Annotated in this window: 15 protein-coding genes and 1 pseudogene; 12 read left to right on the top strand and 4 right to left on the bottom strand. The window is 39.6% G+C overall.

What is annotated here, in order from left to right:
• Positions 1-138 precede the first annotated feature (138 nt).
• Positions 139-582, top strand: a pseudogene (locus tag HMPREF9425_RS10755) (LPXTG cell wall anchor domain-containing protein); the annotation flags it as partial.
• A gap of 66 nt (positions 583-648) precedes the next feature.
• Positions 649-1,092 carry an LPXTG cell wall anchor domain-containing protein gene (locus tag HMPREF9425_RS10750; protein ID WP_225901375.1) on the top strand — a complete coding sequence of 148 codons (444 nt, stop codon included), beginning with the start codon at positions 649-651 and terminating at the stop codon, positions 1,090-1,092.
• On the opposite strand, the gene nrdI is transcribed toward HMPREF9425_RS10750, so the two are convergent.
• Positions 1,082-1,537, bottom strand: coding sequence for a class Ib ribonucleoside-diphosphate reductase assembly flavoprotein NrdI (nrdI, locus tag HMPREF9425_RS08345; RefSeq protein WP_003095187.1), 456 nt, complete (start codon positions 1,535-1,537; stop codon positions 1,082-1,084). The two genes, HMPREF9425_RS10750 and nrdI, sit on opposite strands and share 11 nt — an antisense overlap.
• Positions 1,538-1,704: 167 nt before the next feature.
• Between nrdI and HMPREF9425_RS08340 the strand changes: the two genes are divergently transcribed.
• The 7 genes from HMPREF9425_RS08340 to HMPREF9425_RS08310 all read left to right on the top strand — a co-directional run bounded on the left by HMPREF9425_RS08340 (position 1,705) and on the right by HMPREF9425_RS08310 (position 11,165).
• On the top strand, positions 1,705-3,924 hold the full coding sequence (locus HMPREF9425_RS08340; RefSeq protein WP_003098171.1) for a RelA/SpoT family protein: 2,220 nt from the start codon (positions 1,705-1,707) through the stop codon (positions 3,922-3,924).
• 12 nt (positions 3,925-3,936) lie between these two features.
• Positions 3,937-4,380, top strand: coding sequence for a D-aminoacyl-tRNA deacylase (gene dtd, locus HMPREF9425_RS08335; protein ID WP_003098169.1), 444 nt, complete (start codon positions 3,937-3,939; stop codon positions 4,378-4,380).
• A gap of 191 nt (positions 4,381-4,571) precedes the next feature.
• On the top strand, positions 4,572-4,856 hold the full coding sequence (locus tag HMPREF9425_RS10435) for a hypothetical protein (RefSeq protein ID WP_037621610.1): 285 nt from the start codon (positions 4,572-4,574) through the stop codon (positions 4,854-4,856).
• Between the two features lie 167 nt (positions 4,857-5,023).
• Positions 5,024-6,274 carry a threonine ammonia-lyase IlvA gene (gene ilvA, locus HMPREF9425_RS08325; RefSeq protein ID WP_003098165.1) on the top strand — a complete coding sequence of 417 codons (1,251 nt, stop codon included), beginning with the start codon at positions 5,024-5,026 and terminating at the stop codon, positions 6,272-6,274.
• Between the two features lie 365 nt (positions 6,275-6,639).
• Positions 6,640-9,255 (top strand): SEC10/PgrA surface exclusion domain-containing protein, encoded by a 2,616-nt coding sequence (locus HMPREF9425_RS08320; RefSeq protein ID WP_003098163.1) that lies wholly within the window; start codon positions 6,640-6,642, stop codon positions 9,253-9,255.
• A gap of 105 nt (positions 9,256-9,360) precedes the next feature.
• Positions 9,361-10,557 carry a DUF6287 domain-containing protein gene (locus HMPREF9425_RS08315; RefSeq protein ID WP_003098162.1) on the top strand — a complete coding sequence of 399 codons (1,197 nt, stop codon included), beginning with the start codon at positions 9,361-9,363 and terminating at the stop codon, positions 10,555-10,557.
• A gap of 29 nt (positions 10,558-10,586) precedes the next feature.
• The gene (locus HMPREF9425_RS08310) at positions 10,587-11,165 is read left to right on the top strand and encodes a hypothetical protein (RefSeq protein ID WP_003095110.1); all 579 of its coding nucleotides are present in this window, start codon (positions 10,587-10,589) and stop codon (positions 11,163-11,165) included.
• Positions 11,166-11,364: 199 nt separating this feature from the next.
• Here the strand turns inward: HMPREF9425_RS08310 and def are convergent, their stop codons facing one another.
• Positions 11,365-11,979 carry a peptide deformylase gene (gene def, locus HMPREF9425_RS08305; protein ID WP_003095026.1) on the bottom strand — a complete coding sequence of 205 codons (615 nt, stop codon included), beginning with the start codon at positions 11,977-11,979 and terminating at the stop codon, positions 11,365-11,367.
• A 93-nt stretch (positions 11,980-12,072) separates the two neighbouring features.
• Positions 12,073-12,711: a Crp/Fnr family transcriptional regulator gene (locus HMPREF9425_RS08300; protein ID WP_003095091.1), complete on the bottom strand. Its 639-nt coding sequence runs from the start codon at positions 12,709-12,711 to the stop codon at positions 12,073-12,075.
• Between the two features lie 106 nt (positions 12,712-12,817).
• Here HMPREF9425_RS08300 and HMPREF9425_RS08295 point away from each other — a divergent pair, with 106 nt between their 5' ends.
• Entirely contained in the window at positions 12,818-13,981 is a 1,164-nt protein-coding gene (locus HMPREF9425_RS08295) for an MFS transporter (RefSeq protein ID WP_003098160.1), read from the top strand.
• Between the two features lie 147 nt (positions 13,982-14,128).
• Positions 14,129-14,398, top strand: a complete 270-nt coding sequence (gene rpsO, locus HMPREF9425_RS08290; RefSeq protein WP_003098158.1) for a 30S ribosomal protein S15 — start codon at positions 14,129-14,131, stop codon at positions 14,396-14,398.
• A gap of 239 nt (positions 14,399-14,637) precedes the next feature.
• Here the strand turns inward: rpsO and HMPREF9425_RS08285 are convergent, their stop codons facing one another.
• Positions 14,638-15,219, bottom strand: coding sequence for a VanZ family protein (locus HMPREF9425_RS08285; RefSeq protein WP_003098156.1), 582 nt, complete (start codon positions 15,217-15,219; stop codon positions 14,638-14,640).
• Positions 15,220-15,354: 135 nt separating this feature from the next.
• On the opposite strand from HMPREF9425_RS08285, the gene HMPREF9425_RS08280 reads away from it, so the two are divergent.
• Positions 15,355-17,148, top strand: a complete 1,794-nt coding sequence (locus tag HMPREF9425_RS08280; protein WP_037621607.1) for an SEC10/PgrA surface exclusion domain-containing protein — start codon at positions 15,355-15,357, stop codon at positions 17,146-17,148.
• Positions 17,149-17,242: the final 94 nt, after the last annotated feature.

Here is a 17,242-nt window from a genome sequence, read left to right as displayed (position 1 = left end):
TGTGGTTTTGGGACTTGTTGCTCTCTTGACTGTACCACAAGTTGTAGGGGATGTTGATGAGGAAAGGCACCAGTAGTAACGACCTCTACTGAAACTGTTACAGAGCCCGCTCATGAGGAGCAGACAGTTGATATGTAGATTTTGTCAACAACAGACCTTCATACCAACTTGGTTAACTATGACTATTATCAAGATAAGCCGTCTCAAACCGTTGGTCTGTCTAAAACTGATGTCCTTATCAAAAAAGCCCGTGAAACCAATCCCAATACGGTCTTGGTGGACAGTGGGGATACGATTCAGGGAATTATTTTTGGAGCTTATAAGGCCTTGATTGATCCTGTTGCCCAAGGTGAGACTCACCCTATGTACAAGGCTTTTGAGATGCTTGGTTACGATGCTGAAACGCTTGGAAACCACGAGTTTAACTATGGTCTAGAATTTTTGGATCATATGGTTAAGGCTGCTAAGATTAACATTATCAATGTCAATGTGCGTAATGCTCAGACTGGTGATTACTATTACAATCCTTATAAGATTGTCAACAAGACCTTTACTGATACGGACGGCAAATGGAAAGTTGTCAATAGTAAGGCCAAGCTTGAAAAAAATGATACTAAGTCAGATATTGCGGATAAAGATCTAATTGATATGGCTGCTTATGACCATAATGGACCATCAACACAAGCAGGATTTGCAGAGTACCGTTTGAGTGTTAAGGAAAAAGCAAATCAAGTTGATGATACGACTAATAAAGAATCTGAGAAGTCACCAAAAGGTGTTGAGACGACGGACCAATCTAAGCGTGAGATATCAAAAGCTACTGTAGTTGCCAGCGTGGCTAAACCTGCCCCAGCTAGCCAGTTGTCAAACGCTCAAGTCGTTATCTTGCCTCAAGCTCAAGTACAAGAAACTCAAGGTTTAAGTTCAGTTAAGGCCTTGCCAAACACTGGTTCAGATGAATCTGTGTCAGTAACTTTAGCTGGTCTGATTCTTATGACCTTGGCTAGATGCTTTGGAATCAAAAAACACGAAAAAATTAAGCAAGAGAAAAAGCCACTATCAGGGCTTTTTTGCTCTTGTTTTACAAATTAAAGTTCTTTTGTGCTTCTAGGATAATAGGTGCCAGACGTTCGATATCGGACTGTGTACCGCGTAGCTCGAAGTCTCCCAACATTGGAAAGCCAAAACGTTGACTGTACTGTTTGGCGGTTAGGCAGTACTGGTTATTGAAGTTACGGTTGCCAGAACCGATGATACCAAAGCAACGTTTGTGATTGCCATGGGCTGCGATAAAGTCACCCAGTGGATTGGTTAGGATTTCAACATCTCCATTGTCAACGCCATTTCCTCCTTCAAGGTAGGTTGGCAAGAGTGCGACAAAGGGGTCATCTACTTGGAAGGTTTCATGATTAAGCTCTTTAATATTGATTTGGCGACATTCAATCCCGTGGTTGAGGGATAAATAGTCAGACATACGTTTGACAAAGCTTTGGGTATTACCGCTTAGACTAATATAAACGAGGGTAAGTTGAGACATAAGCATCCTCTTTCTATCTATATCTTGTGTTTGCTCAACCATTCTAACACAAGATGTTGTGCTTTTCAAGTTGGCTCCTTGCGCTTAAGAATTGCCTATCTAGCTCTTTTTCTTTACTTGTAAAAGTGATAAAATAAAGGTTATTAAAAGAAGCGAAGGAAGAAATCATGGCTAAAGATAAAAATGTAACAGGAGAAGAAATTTTAGACATTTGCTCGGCCTACATGTCAGCAGATGATTTGAAATTAGTTGAAGAAGCCTGGCATTATGCGACAGATGCTCATAGTGGGCAATTTCGTCAGTCAGGAGAACCTTATATTATTCACCCTATTCAAGTGGCAGGTATCTTGGCAGATCTCCATCTTGATGCAGTGACAGTAGCCTGTGGTTTCTTACACGATGTCGTTGAAGACACCGAAAAAACGCTCGATGATTTGGAAGCGGATTTTGGTACGGATGTACGAAATATCGTGGACGGTGTTACTAAGCTTGGTAAGGTTGAGTACAAGTCTCACGAGGAGCAGTTGGCTGAAAATCACCGTAAGATGCTTATGGCTATGTCTAAGGATATCCGTGTCATCTTGGTTAAATTGGCCGATCGTTTGCACAATATGCGTACCCTTAAGCATCTTCGTAAGGATAAGCAGGAGCGCATTTCTCGCGAAACTATGGAAATCTATGCTCCTTTGGCCCACCGTTTAGGTATTAGTCGTATCAAATGGGAATTGGAAGACATGTCTTTCCGTTACCTTAACGAGGTAGAATTTTATAAGATTTCCCACATGATGAAGGAAAAGCGTCGCGAGCGTGAGGCACTTGTGGACGAGATTGTCGATAAAATTAAGACCTATACAGCTGAACAAGGGCTTGTCGGTGATGTTTATGGCCGTCCAAAACACATCTACTCTATTTTTCGTAAGATGCGCGACAAGAAAAAGCGCTTCGATCAAATTTATGATTTAATTGCTATTCGTTGTGTCATGGAGACGCATAGTGACGTTTATGCTATGTTGGGATACATCCACGAGCTCTGGCGTCCTATGCCTGGACGTTTCAAAGACTATATTGCCAATCCTAAATCCAATGGTTATCAGTCTATCCATACGACGGTTTATGGACCTAAAGGGCCCATTGAAATCCAAATCCGTACTAAGGAGATGCACCAAGTTGCCGAATACGGGGTTGCAGCTCACTGGGCTTACAAGAAAGGCATCAAGAGCAAGGTAGATTCGAAAGAGTCTGCTTTGGGAATGAATTGGATTAAGGATCTTGTGGAACTCCAAGATGCCTCGAACGGGGATGCTAAGGGATTTGTTGACTCTGTAAAAGAAGATATCTTCTCAGAGCGAATTTATGTCTTTACACCAAATGGTGCTGTTCAGGAATTGCCTAAAGATTCAGGTCCTATTGACTTTGCCTATGCCATCCATACCCAAGTCGGTGAGAAGGCCACAGGTGCCAAGGTTAATGGTCGTATGGTGCCTCTGACTGCCAAACTCAAGACGGGTGATGTGGTTGAGATTGTCACCAATGCCAATTCCTTTGGTCCTAGTCGTGACTGGATTAAGATGGTCAAAACTACTAAGGCCAGAAATAAAATTCGTCAATTCTTTAAGAATCAAGACAAGGAAGCTTCAATTACCAAGGGTCGTGAGCTTTTGATTGCCTATTTCCAAGAGCATGGCTATGTTGCCAATAAGTACCTAGACAAGAAACATATTGAGGAAATTCTCCCTCGTATGAGTGTGCGTAGTGAAGAAGCTCTTTATGCCGCTGTTGGCTTTGGCGAAATTAGTGCTGCTGCTGTTTTCAATCGTCTGACAGAAAAAGAACGCCGTGAGGAAGAGCGTGCTAAGGCAAAAGCTGAAGCTGAAGAGTTAATGAATGGTGGCGAAGTCAAAACTGAGAAGAAAGAAATTCTCAAGGTTAAAAGTGAAAATGGAGTTATCATTCAAGGTGCATCTGGTCTCCTCATGCGTATCGCTAAGTGCTGTAACCCAGTACCTGGAGATGAGATTGAAGGTTACATCACCAAGGGACGTGGAATAGCTATTCATCGCTCAGATTGTAATAATATCAAGAGTCAAGAAGGTTATGAGCAACGTCTAATCGAAGTGGAGTGGGATGAACGTAATGCCAATAAATCTTACTTAGCTGAGATTGATATCTATGGCCTTAACCGTTCTGGTCTTTTGAACGATGTTCTTCAAATCTTGTCCAATACAACCAAGAGCATCGCTACGGTTAATGCGCAACCGACTAAGGACATGAAGTTTGCTAATATTCACGTTAGCTTTGAAATTGCAAACCTTATTGAATTGACTGGTCTTGTGGATAAGATTAAAATTATCCCTGACGTTTATAGTGTTAAACGTACGAATGGTTAAGGAGTTACTGCGATGAAGATTGTAATTCAGCGCGTGCAAAGTGCCTCTGTAGTTATTGAGGATTCTACGGTCGGTGCTATTAAGCAAGGGCTTTTACTCTTGGTTGGCGTTGGACCAGAGGATACTAAAGAGGATATTGACTATGCGGTTCGCAAGATTGTCAATATGCGTATTTTTTCAGATGAAGATGGCAAGATGAATCTCTCTGTTAAGGATATTGGTGGTCAGATTTTGTCGATTTCTCAGTTTACGCTTTTTGCAGATACGAAAAAAGGGAATCGACCGGCATTTACGGGAGCTGCAAAGCCTGACATGGCTAGCCAGTTCTATGACGATTTCAACCAATCCTTGTCAGCTCATGTTCCTGTAGAAAGGGGACGCTTTGGTGCAGATATGCAGGTTAGCCTAATCAATGATGGACCTGTTACCGTTATCTTGGATACTAAAAATAGATAAATAAATCATTTCTCACTTTGTGTGGGAGATGTTTTTTTATTCTCATCAAATTTAGTATTTTAGGAGCTGAAATGTCATCATTTACTGCTTATTTTTGTCATCTTATATAGAATTAGATAGATGAAACAACTAAACCAGCACCATCAGTTGATGAGTTTACTAACTCATCAACTGCTCCAGTAGTGATAGCTGTGTCAGAGACTGCACATGATAAGAAAGATGATAACTCAGCTTCTAATACGGATCAAGGTTCAGTAGTATCAGATTCAATCAATATTTTAATTTCGGAGGCCACAAGTATATCTGTTTCAGTCGCCTCGTCAGAGAACACCTACAATGGTAGTCAAGATCTTAACCTTGTCAGTAAGACAAAGATGCAAGCAGGTGATAAAGGATCAACTAAAAATCTTAAGGCTACATTGCTAAAACAGCAAAATCTCATAAGTGGGGAGAACATGTTGTTGTTATCCTTATAGTCCTAGCAGATGCGACAGCTCTTCGTAACTTCTTGATGTCAAAAAAGTTGATAAACAATAAGTAGAACTCTTTGTGTAAACAAGGAGTTTTCTTTTGATAGACTGCTATTTTTCTGAAAATTGTGATACAATAGAAATAGTTTGAATATTGTGTCAAAGGAGAGCCAATGATTATTGCAAATGATATCGTAAAGGCTAATGAAGTCTTAAAAAACGTGGTGGAACGCACACCACTAGATTTTGATCGCTACTTATCTGAAAAATATGGAGCGACTATTTATATTAAAAAAGAAAATATGCAAAAGGTACGTTCTTTCAAATTGCGTGGAGCCTACTATGCTATCCATCAATTGAGTGACGAGGATAAGGCGCGTGGTGTGGTTTGTGCATCAGCCGGAAACCATGCTCAAGGGGTTGCTTATACTTGTAATGAAATGAAGATTCCTGCAACTATCTTTATGCCAGTAACAACGCCTCACCAAAAAATTGGTCAAGTCCGTTTCTTTGGTGGTAAGTTTGTAACAATCAAATTGGTTGGAGATACCTTTGATGCTTCTGCTCAAGCAGCACAGGAATATACCAAGTCTGAAGGCATGACTTTCATTGATCCGTTCGACGATTATAATGTCCAAGCGGGTCAAGGAACTGTTGCTTATGAAATTTATGAGCAGGCTCAAGAGGAAGGTGTTTCTTTTGATAGTATCTTAGTGCCGGTAGGTGGGGGTGGACTCATCTCTGGTGTGGCTACCTATATCAAGGATGTGGCACCCTCTATAGAGGTTGTAGGTGTTGAGGCTAGTGGTGCTCGTAGTATGCGTGCTGCTTTTGACCGTGGTTATCCTGTAAAACTTGAAGAAATTGATAAGTTTGCGGACGGTATTGCTGTTCAAAAGGTAGGTGTCAAGACCTATGAAGTCGCACGTAAATATGTTGACCGCCTCTTGGGAGTTGATGAAGGCTTGATTTCAGAAACTCTAATTGATATGTACTCTAAGGTTGGTACCATTGCAGAACCCGCAGGTGCAGCATCAGTAGCAGCTTTGGAAGTGATTAAAGATGAGATTAAAGGAAAAACCATCGTCTGCATTATTTCAGGTGGTAACAATGACATCAACCGTATGCCAGAGATGGAAGAACGTGCGCTTATCTACGATGGTATCAAGCATTACTTTGTGGTTAACTTCCCACAACGTCCTGGTGCCCTTCGTGAATTTGTAAATGATATCTTGGGACCAAATGATGATATCACTCGTTTTGAGTACATCAAACGTGCTAATAAAGGAAAAGGCCCAGTTCTCATTGGTATCGCTCTTAGTGACAAGAATGACTATGATGGACTTCTCGAGCGTCTTTCGGCTTTTGACCCAAGTTATATCAACCTTCACGGTAACGAAACACTATACAATATGCTTGTCTGAGGACAAGTTCAGATAATGAAAAAAGAATCGACGAAAGTCGGTTTTTTGTTTTTATTAAGAATAAAAACAGAATGCTAAAAATAGGTTTAACAAAACAAGGTTATTTAGTCCTATTTATTCATATTTTATTCACTTTAAGAACCCCTTTTTATTTTTAAATATAAATATTAGATTAGAAAGAAAAAATATAATTGTTTTCTGTAAATAAGCCATGAGTAGATAAGGTGTTATAATATAAACATTTTGAACGTTAAAAACAGCTTAAAAAGGCTATTAAATTTTAAAAAAAACACCCAAAAAAGTCTTGACAAATTTTCGGGGGGGGGGGATAATTAGTGGGATATTTTAATTAATGGGGTATTAATATGAAAAAGGAGTCTATGATGAATTCTAAGAAAATCATTTCTTCAGTGTCTTTAACGACAGCCATCCTTGCAACAGGTATCATTAGTCAAGAAGCACATGCTGATAGTGTTGATACTACTACGACAACTGTCAGTCAGGCACAGTCTCAACCAGTTACTGCAGAGCAAGTTGCATCTGCAAAAGCAACATTTGAAAACAATCAAGAAGCTCAAGCACAAGCCCAGTCTGTGGTTGACAGTAAAAAGCAGGCTTTAGACACTGCTAAAGCAAATACCACAACAGCACAAGATGCTGTTGCAAAAGCAAAAACGGTCGCAGCCCTAGCCACAGATACTAATATTCAGGTGGCTAAAGAGGCTATCCCAACAGCTGAAGCTAAAGTACAGCCTGCTAAAGAAGCTGTTGAAACTGCGAAAACGGATGTAACCACAAAAGAGGTTAGTCAGTCGCAAGCACAAGAAGCTGTTAATAAAGCACAAGGTAATGTGAACCAAGCTCAGGAAGCAGTTGATGAAGCGACACAAATTCAGTCTGAAAAACAAGCAGCAGTTGATACAAATGCTAAAGAAGTTGAAACAGCTAAACAAGGTGTTACTAATGCGCAAGCTACAGTGGCTGAGAAGACCGATAAAGTATCACAAGCTGGACAGACCGTTGAAACAGCTAAACAAAATGACGTAAACCTTGACGCTGATACAAAAGAAGCTGAAATTAATGTTGCAAAAGCAGACCAAGCCGCTCAAGTTGCTAAAACTGCGGTTGATACAGCAAAAGTAAAAGCTGACGAAACAGCACAAGCCCTTAAAGATGCAGAATTCAATCACCCAACACATGTTGTAATGTCTGATGAATTCAAACAACACTTTAAGCGATACGCATTTGGGTCAATGTCTGATGAGGCCTTAGAAAAAGCTATTGCATCAGAACCAGCGTCACGCGATTTGAACACAGCATACTTATCAACATTTACAGACGACACAACAGGTCAAAAGTATGATGTAACGAATCTCCCAATTGAATTACAAACAGAATTGAGCCAATATTTCGCATATTTGGTTAATGATGTTCGCCAACAACTTGGACAACCAAAACTTGTTGTAAATACCGATGCTATTAAATTTGCAACGTTAGTAGCTGAAAAATATGATAAAAATCATGACCCATTTAGTGGACATGATAACAAAGCTATTAATGAAGCCGCAAAAGAAATGGGATACTGGTATAATCGTAAAAATAAATCTAATGCTTACGAAAACTTAGCTGGTAACAGCCCAGATTCAGCATATGATTTAGATTCTAATGGTAATAGTACATATAAGATTGGTGATAAAGTTGAGTTAACTAAATCAGAATTATATAAATTAGTTGCTGAAAATGTAAATGGCTTTATTTATGAAGGTAGTTCAAATGGTCATTATGGTCACGCTATTTCATTAGTAAAACAGCCATCATTAGGTATTGCATTCACATTGAGTCATACTGATTTCGGATTCGGTACAGTTCCGATGATTGAAACCCATGTGTTATATACACCGGTGCATGACCTTGTCAACTTTGATAAGAAATTACTTGATGAAAGCAAGAACGTACCTGATTTGGCAATCCCAGATAAACAAGCTGCAGAAGTTGCAGACCGTGCAGCACAAGCTGCATTGGTGACAGCTACAGCACAAGCACAGGCTGCCCAAACACGTTTTGAACAAGCGAAGGCTACATATGATGCATTGGTAGCGACACCACGTCAAACAGCTGAAGCTGAAGCTAAATTGGTAACCGCAAAAGCTGAATTGGCAAATGCTCAAACAGCGCTTGAAACCTCTGAAAACACATTAGCAACAGTGACAGCGTCACATGCAGATAAAGTAGCTGCATTGGATATGGCAAAAGCGTCACGTGATGAAGCTGTAAATGTTTTGGCCGCAGCACAAAGTAAGCTGGCTGAAGCTAATCAAGAATTAACACAACGTGAAGTTGCTACAACAGTAGCTAAAGCGAAGCTAGCCGAACTTGAACAAGCCTTGAAAGACGCTGAGCAAGCAGTAATAGATGCAAAAGCTACTTATGAGCAACTTGTGAGCGCTAAAGCTAATCTTGAAGCCGCTCGACAAGCTTATGCCCAAGCGGTGACAGCACAAGAAGCTGCTCAAGCTGCCTATGACAAAGCAATGGTAGTGTTAACGAATGCAAAAGCTCAAACGGCATTGAGTGGCACTAAGTATACTAACTTGAAAGCTGCCTATGATGCTCGTATTGCTTATGAAGAGGCTCAAAGAAAGTCAAAAGAAGAAGTGCTACGCCGACAAGCTGAGAGTGATGCTAAAGCTAAACAAGTAAGACAGGATGTGAATGGTACCCAGTATAATCGTGTGAACTCAAATACACATGTTGGACTTCCGGCATTTATATCTTCAACAAATGAAGTTAAAACAACATCATTCTCTGCAGCTCAAGTAGCAACAGCCAAGGCGACACAAGCAGTCGTAAACCGTCGTGGTACGACTGACTATCAAGCGCCACTCCCACAAACTGGTGAATCTGATACAGCAGTCTATCTTTTAGCGGGACTAGGTATGCTTGGACTTTCGGGTGTGACAGCTCGTAAACGTCGTGGATAAAGTTGACTTTGACTGCTAAAGGTTTGAAAGCTGAATTAACCAAAGAAAAATAATAAAAGAGGAACTACCTAGATTGTGCTAGGTAGTTCCTTTTGAAAGGGTATTATGAAAAAGAAATTATTAAGTTTTGTATTGTTGTCTAGTCTGTTGCCACTTGTCGCCTGCCAGAAGCTACCAACATCACAGTCGAAAACAAAAAATTCTACTTCAACAACCTCTCAAGTGAAAGAGTCACAAAATGAGACTCCTTCAACCTCAAGTAGTGCTAGTAAAAAAGCAGATAACGAAAAACTCTATGCATCTGTTTTAGATATGTATCGTCCGATTATTGTGAATAAAAGTGTATCTTCTGTTCCTAGTAGTTTAGCAACTGATGAAGCTTATGCAACTAATATTATTTTTGATGCAGTTAATGCGGGGGAAACTATTCAATATAGTTTTGCTGATATTAATAAGGATGGTAAGGATGAACTTCTAATTGGGTCTCCTGAAAGAGTACACGCTATTTATTATCTTAATAATACGGATCAGCCTGTGTTTGCTATTAGTGCTGGGACTTATGCTAAGGGTGGTTATTTGTCTGATATGAAGATTTATAGTGATGGTACCATCTACTGCCAACAATTTCAGAGAATGAGACCAGAAGCTAAGGCAGAAACTTATGAAATTAAGAATGGAGCTTTCAATCAGATACAGTCTGTTGACTTTAGTATGGCAAATACAAAAGATGGCACAAGTCTAGTTGGTCTTAGTGATGCTAGTTTATTTGAACTAGGTCAAGAGTCATGGAAAGATTTTAGTGATTCCAATGACAGTCAGACTACTACAAATGAAGCTAAGAATGACTCTAGTAGTAAAGAAAGTAGTTCAAGCAAGTCTGATGCTAAACAGTCTGGCATGGATATTAATGCTATTCAAAAAGGTGATTTCTCTAGTATTGCTGGGACTTGGAAAAATGGTAGAGGTGACACCTTGACCTTTGATAATAACGGTTTAGTTAGTGATAAAGAGAAGGTAGCGACTGAATATGCGAAATTTACAGATGGCTACCTCACTGCAAGTACTGGTCCAAAATCCGGCGTAGGACCTGGTGGCGCAGCTATGGCATTTCTTCCTATAGGTGTATCCTTAACGAGTGCTGTTACCTCATCAAATGACAACGTAGATGACCAATCAGACAAAAATAAGGACCGTATATGGACCGGTCAGTCGCTAATTGGAACAACTGATGATAGTTATTTTTATTATGATGATAGTTATTTTTATTATGATGATAGTTATTTTTATTATAAAGTAAACTAATTTTGTTAATGTATGTTAGAGGTTAAAATATGAAGCAATTTGGTAAGTGGCTGTTAGTTGGTGTAGTAACTATTATAGCTTTGAAATATACTTATGGTCTTCTTTACAATGTTTTTCAACCATTTAGTGATTTTTTGATCACACATTTATCTTTTCCTGATTGGTTAGCAAATTTCCTAGGCGGAACCTTTCATACTAGTGTCTATGTACTTGCTGTCTGGTGGTTTTCTGGCTTCCTTGGTCTGGTTCCTCGTCTTGGTCAGTTCATTGAAAGGTATGGTTGGGTAATTTTTATTCTTTCGTGGTTAGGTATTAGTGCAACAGTAATTATTGCCCTCCTGGTTCTTGCAGCTATAGCTATTTGTTATTTATTCTCAGAAACAATGAATGAGCCAAGTGAAAGTAACACGATATCGGGTGGTATGGATACTTCTGTTCAGAATAATACTCGCTGTCAAGATGACAGAAACAAGGCATTGGATGAACGTGACCGTATTGAAAGAGGGTTACTAAATCAGAAACGTTGTGCGGAACGTGCGGGAAATCAAGCAGATGTACGATATTGTCAGGATGCAATTAATGCTAACCGGAGGAATTCTCCTCGTTGAGCGTCTTTCAGCCTTTGACCCAAGTTATATCACCCTTCACGGAAATGAAATACTATACAATATGCTTGTCTGAGGACAGGTTCATATAATGAAAAAAGAATCGACGAAGTCGGTTCTTTTCTACGTTTAACTTAGCTATAGGTTGGCACTTAGGCCCCATATCCAGTCTAAAACCCCAGTATTTCTACTGAGGTTTTCTTTATTCGATAATTAAGAGTCCATCTTTGATGGCGAATGGATTGTCTTTATTGATGCGGTCGTAGAACATGATACCGTTAGTATGGTCGATTTCATGTTGAACAACAATTGAGTTGTACCCACGGAGCTTAACACGTTGCTTTTCGCCCTCTTTGTTGTAGTATTCAACGGTTACTCGAGCATGACGAACCACGTAACCAGGAACGTCGCGGTCAACTGAGAGGCATCCTTCACCATCGCCCAAAGCAGCATCCTGAACAGAATGGGCAACTACTTTAGGGTTGTACATGATTTCTTGAAGGCTATATGCTTCTTTTGGTGGATTACCTTCAGCATCTTCAGGGTTTGGAACGAGAACCGCGATAATGCGTTTTGAAATATCCAATTGTGGGGCTGCAAGACCGACTCCCCCACGAAGCCCCATTTTTTCAGCAATAACAGGATCTTGTGAATTACGAAGAAACTGCATCATTTTTTCACCTAGGATAATGTCTTCGTCTGATAGTGGGAAGGTTACATCTTCAGCGACAGCACGCAAGGTTGGGTTTCCTTCGCGAATGATATCATTCATATCAATCATATGGCTGGCGCGGATAATTTTGGTTTGAGCGTCCATTTGTTTACCTCTATTTTCTTTGATTTACTTGTTTATAACTATAGCACAAAAGGGTTGAAAATTAAACCATCAAGGGTTAAAGTGAGGCTTTTTCTAATCGATAAAAGCCAGTTTTTCCAAGTTTTGTCTCTCTAAAATACGATAGGTCTTAAAAGCCTTTTTTTCGATAATTCCCTGATCGATAAATTGTTTGATAACTCGCTGCACATGACGATAGCTAGTTCCAAAACGGGAAGCTAGAATGGATGGCGATAATTGAAAGATATTCTCTTCTTCACTATTCAAAATGTGGGTGGCCAGACGTTCTTTGACAGAGTAGCTCGCATTCGTTGAAGCAGTGATACCTTGCTTATGCAGTGCCATAGCCAGGTTACGTCCAATTTGGTAGAGAAAAACAGGGTCTTTGAGGAGTGCTTCTTTATTATTTAATGGGAGCTGGACTGCTTGAACTTCTTCTAAAGCAATGACTGAAGAACCCGCTAATTGATTGGTCATGAGTTCAACATCTCCCAGTAGCTGTGGTTGTTGAGGCATTTCTAGGATGTGTTCTTTACCATTGGATAGGGAGCGAACAATTTTTACCCTACCTGATAAAATGTAGGTTAGCTCAGTGATAGCTTGTCCCTGAGTGCAAATGTAATCGCCTTTTTGAAAGGTGACTTTCTGTAATTGGCTGAGATAGGAGGCTGAGAAGACTTGTTCAAGTTGAGGGTGAATAGTGTGGTTACGCATACATCTCCTTTTTAGGACTTAGGTCCTATTTTTTTAGCTCTTCTTAGATTATAATGAAAAAATAACTATCGGACAAGTAAAGAAAGGATGCTCTTATCCCTATATTATGATTATGACAAAGATTTTAGAAAAAATGAGCCTACTCGGGCTATCTTTGCTTTTGATTTCGGCCTTCTCGATTTCAACCGCTCTACCACCTATGTTGGACTACTATAGTCCAACCTATTCTGCGGCTCAGGTGGAGCTTTTAGTATCTGTTCCTTCATTTTCCGTAGTAGCGATGCTCTTGCTTAATTCATTTATTGACAAATGGCTAAGTGATAGACAGCTAATTGTGACTGGATTGCTTTTACTTAGTAGTGCTGGGATTTTTCCTTTTTTTGTACAAGCCTATCCTCTTGTCTTACTGTCACGTATTGCTTTTGGGATGGGGATTGGCCTTATCAATGCTAAGGCGATTGCCATCATCAGCCAACGTTATCAAGGTAAAGAGCGGGTTCAGATGTTAGGTATTCGTGGCTCCATGGAGTTGATTGGTGGAGCTTCTTGTTCCCTTCTGGTTGGACAATTACTGAAAATTCATTGGACACTTGCTTTTCTTATCTACGGTTTTGGTTTTATCATCCTAGCTATGTACCTTCTCTTTGTACCACCGATGGAGCAGGTAGAGAAGGAAGAGGTACAAAAAAGTAAACAAGGTTTGAATAAAAAAGATTTTGCTATGATTTTAGGCATGGCCCTCTTGGCAGGTTTTGTGATTTGCATTAATTCATCGATTAGTTTGCGCGTGCCTCTTTTTCAAGTTGATGGTAAGACCATTGTAAGTGGTCAATCAGCTCTGGTACTTAGTTTGGAGCAGGGCATTGGGATTGTAGCTGGACTTAGCTTTGCTTCATTACTAGCTCACATTAAGAACTGTCTCTTGCCGATGGCCCTGTTTTGCCTATCTATCTGTCTATTTGGAATAGCTCTGGCTAACAATTTGCTGATATTGATTTTGTCTTCTGTTGGTGTTGGTTTCTTTTACAGTATTATTTTGACCATTATCTTTCATCGTCTTTCTGAATGTATTGCTAGAAATTTGCTGAATAAGGCGACTGCTTATGTCCTCTTAGGATGCAACCTAGGCTCAGCCGTATCCCCTTATGTTTTGAAATTGCTGGCACTTGTCTCTTCAAGCTTTAGTTGGATTTTCCTAGCTTATGCTATAGTCAGTTTTTTACTTTTCTTAGGATTTCTTCTGAATTCAAGAGTGGTTAAAAAAGCCTAAGTTAGAAAGTCTCAAACAGTGAATCTTACGATTGACAAAGATTAGTAGATAAGCTAAAATAAAGAAGTCGGAAAGACAAACCAACTCTTTCTTGGTTTTAGGAGAGCCAATCCTAAGACTCGGATAGAGCAAAAAAAGGAGAAAAATATGGCAATCTCAAAAGAGAAAAAAAATGAACTCATTGCACAATACGCACGTCACGAAGGTGACACTGGTTCAGTGGAGGTTCAAGTTGCTGTCCTTACTTGGGAAATCAACCACCTTAACGACCACATCAAACAACACAAAAAAGACCATGCTACTTACCGTGGTTTGATGAAAAAAATCGGTCACCGTCGTAACTTGTTGGCATACCTTCGCCGCACAGACGTTAACCGTTACCGTGAGTTGATCAGCTCACTTGGACTTCGTCGTTAATTCAAGATACAAGTGCTTAGGCCTTATATCTTGAATACACGAAATAAAAACTGCTCTATGATGGAGCAGTTTTTATTTTTGACTAGGATTTTGGCTCGAGTTCAAAATAGATCGCTGGATTCAGAGAGCTATTATTTTGTCTTTTATTCCGAGTATATAAGACGTCTTCGTTTAATTTTTTGTATTCATCTAAAAAAGTGCTCTAATAAAACCTCCAGATTTAAGTTCTGTAGGTTTTTCTATGTTAAAATTTTTTTGATTAATGTTTGAAACTGAGGGAGTTGATGAATTGCAGTCCCGACAAGGAGACCTAACATATTTAAGACGATATCTCCTAAATCAAATATTCCCAGATGTCCGAAGTATTGGATGGATTCAACGGAGAAAAGGGCGATGAGACAGAGTAGGAGATTACTCATTCGGGAAGAAAAGAGGAGCCCTAGGGGGATGAACATTAATAGGTTCATGATGGGAACAAAGTGGCTGCCCAAGTATAGTTCCTGAGCGAAGGAAAGAGGATTAAGGGATAGCCCTTGGATGCCGATGTTTTTCAAGAAAAGTAGGTAGAAGAGGGAAAGAAAGTAAATGAAGTAAAGTAGGAGAAGTGTTTGTTTTTTTATTTTCCTAGTGAGAAGGAGTTTCAAAAAAGAGTAGACGAAGTACCCCAGTAAAATAATAATGACTAAGTTTAGGAAAACTTGGAAGTAGGGACCGTAATGGGCGATATAATGAACATATTGTTCCAGATGTCCTCTGTAAAACCAGTAAGACAAGCCAAATGAGATGATTCTTAGTAGGATGTTACTCAATACTTTTTCCACATTTCTCTTCCTTTTGCATATGATGAGTACACATTATATCAAAAAAATGTTTAAAGAAAGTTAAGAAACTGTAACGAAGATTTTATAGAATAGGTGGGTAGGGCAAAATCAAAGGCTAAAAAAGGAGTTCGTCTTATGAATAAAAAGGTTTTGGCGACAGCTGGAATTGCAGCACTTGCAGTTTCTGCTTCAGTTGCTAAAGCTGATGAGGTAACGACAAATGGTCAAGTTTCAATAACAGCATCAGTATCATCGACAGCTACACAAGCTATCCCAACTCAATCACAAGTAGAAACGGCTAGGGAACAAGCAAATGCTGCTAACCAAGCTAAAGCAGCCTATGAAACTGCTCAAACAGTAGCGAATGAAAAGGCAGTCGCTCTTGCTGCTGTTGAAGCAGCTAAGAAAAAAGCAGAAGCTTCAACAACTAATATTCGCCAAAAATTCACAGTATCATCAGAGTACATCAGTGCTCTTAAGATTTATGAGTCAAGAACATCAACTGCAGAAGAAAAATATCAAGCTGAACAAACCTTGAAGGATGTTAACAAACGTGATCGTGAAAACAATAAATACCAAGATAATGAAGCGGATAAAAACATTACAATCAGCGACTTGAACAAGCTTAGTGAAGCTCAAATTACAGATTTGTCATTGTATACTTCAAGCTTGATTAACCAAATCCGTTCAGCTTTTGGTACAACTGAAACGTCTGTATCAAAAGGTAGTGTTATGGCAACAGACCGCGTTACAGATGTCTATGTGGCAGATAACTGGGGTTGGGAATCTATCAGTAACCGTAGACACGATAGTGCTGCTCTTGCCTGTGCTGGTAAGTCATTTAATACTGTAAATATTGGCGAAAATCTTAATACTTGGCAAGGTTTGACAGGACCATTCACTCTTAACGAGATTAAGGAGTATATCTATGAAGCTATGCTTGACTTCATGTTTAATGGTCAGGAGTGGAACCACGCCCGTTCTATTGCTGGACTTACATCTGATGGTGGCGAAACATACATTGGTACTGATCTCAGTGTAGTTGCTGGTGCCTTTAATGTCCACGTAAACAATATCAATGAAAATTCTATCTCTTTTGATAGTAGTTTTGACACAACTAAGATTGCTAACCCTTATGTAGGTAGCCAATCTCAACCATCTTTAAATGCAAATCTAGCAGCTGCAAAAGTAGCTTATGAAACTGCTAAGCAAGCTAACGATCAAGCTCAAAGTGACTTGGCTAGCAAGAAAGTTGCTTCTGAATCAGCAACTCTGAAACTTAAAAATACTCAGTCAGAACTTACAGCTCTTAAAGCAACTGCAAGCAAGTTGGCAGCTGCTCAGACTAACCTTTCTGAAAAACAAGCAGCCTTGAAACAAGCTAAACAAGCTTTGGCTTTTGCTAAGAATCGTGTAGCCGCCCTTACAAATGCTTCAGCTAACCTAGCAAAGGCTAAAGCAGAACGTGCAATAGCCTTTGCTAAACTTACTGCAGCTAAAGGTGCTCTTTCAACTGAACGTGCGAAACTTGTTGAATTGTCAGCTAAGCGTGATAAATTAATGAGCGAATACACGACTGTTCAAACTGCCTTTGATAACTATATGAAAGCTAAGGCAGACAAAGAACGTCAAACACAATTGTCTAAAGAGTTTGCTAAAATCACATCTAAAGGTCTTACACCAGTGTCAATTTATGATGTAGATGGTAAAGTTGTTGCTCTCACAACACAAGAACAAGCAGCTCAAACTGTAGCGCAAGTTCCTGTAAATTATGGTCAAACAAAAGCTGAGAAACAAGCTCCTGTACAAGAAGCAGATAGTTTGCCAGAAACAGGTGAGTCAACTGCATCAGGATTCAGTCTTGTAGGTCTCTTCATGACACTATTGGCTTTCCTTGGTTTCGTTGACAGACGTACACGTCGTAACTAAGCAAATAGAGACAAAAAAACGGCAGTTGCCGTTTTTTATAACAGAGAATCTAAAAAAGTTAAGGTCGAAACCTTAACTTTTTCGTTTTTGTGTC

Source organism: Streptococcus vestibularis ATCC 49124 (assembly GCF_000188295.1).
In the GTDB taxonomy this organism is placed as follows: domain Bacteria; phylum Bacillota; class Bacilli; order Lactobacillales; family Streptococcaceae; genus Streptococcus; species Streptococcus vestibularis.
Note: the sequence above shows the minus strand (reverse complement) of the source record. Positions and strands in the feature narration are given on the sequence as shown.

Coding starts and splice junctions, on each gene's coding strand:
- HMPREF9425_RS10750 (WP_225901375.1), top strand. CDS start 649: ATGGCTGCTTATGACCATAATGGACCATCAACACAAGCAGGATTTGCA.
- nrdI (WP_003095187.1), bottom strand. CDS start 1,537: ATGTCTCAACTTACCCTCGTTTATATTAGTCTAAGCGGTAATACCCAA.
- HMPREF9425_RS08340 (WP_003098171.1), top strand. CDS start 1,705: ATGGCTAAAGATAAAAATGTAACAGGAGAAGAAATTTTAGACATTTGC.
- dtd (WP_003098169.1), top strand. CDS start 3,937: ATGAAGATTGTAATTCAGCGCGTGCAAAGTGCCTCTGTAGTTATTGAG.
- ilvA (WP_003098165.1), top strand. CDS start 5,024: ATGATTATTGCAAATGATATCGTAAAGGCTAATGAAGTCTTAAAAAAC.
- HMPREF9425_RS08320 (WP_003098163.1), top strand. CDS start 6,640: ATGAAAAAGGAGTCTATGATGAATTCTAAGAAAATCATTTCTTCAGTG.
- HMPREF9425_RS08315 (WP_003098162.1), top strand. CDS start 9,361: ATGAAAAAGAAATTATTAAGTTTTGTATTGTTGTCTAGTCTGTTGCCA.
- HMPREF9425_RS08310 (WP_003095110.1), top strand. CDS start 10,587: ATGAAGCAATTTGGTAAGTGGCTGTTAGTTGGTGTAGTAACTATTATA.
- def (WP_003095026.1), bottom strand. CDS start 11,979: ATGGACGCTCAAACCAAAATTATCCGCGCCAGCCATATGATTGATATG.
- HMPREF9425_RS08300 (WP_003095091.1), bottom strand. CDS start 12,711: ATGCGTAACCACACTATTCACCCTCAACTTGAACAAGTCTTCTCAGCC.
- HMPREF9425_RS08295 (WP_003098160.1), top strand. CDS start 12,818: ATGATTATGACAAAGATTTTAGAAAAAATGAGCCTACTCGGGCTATCT.
- rpsO (WP_003098158.1), top strand. CDS start 14,129: ATGGCAATCTCAAAAGAGAAAAAAAATGAACTCATTGCACAATACGCA.
- HMPREF9425_RS08280 (WP_037621607.1), top strand. CDS start 15,355: ATGAATAAAAAGGTTTTGGCGACAGCTGGAATTGCAGCACTTGCAGTT.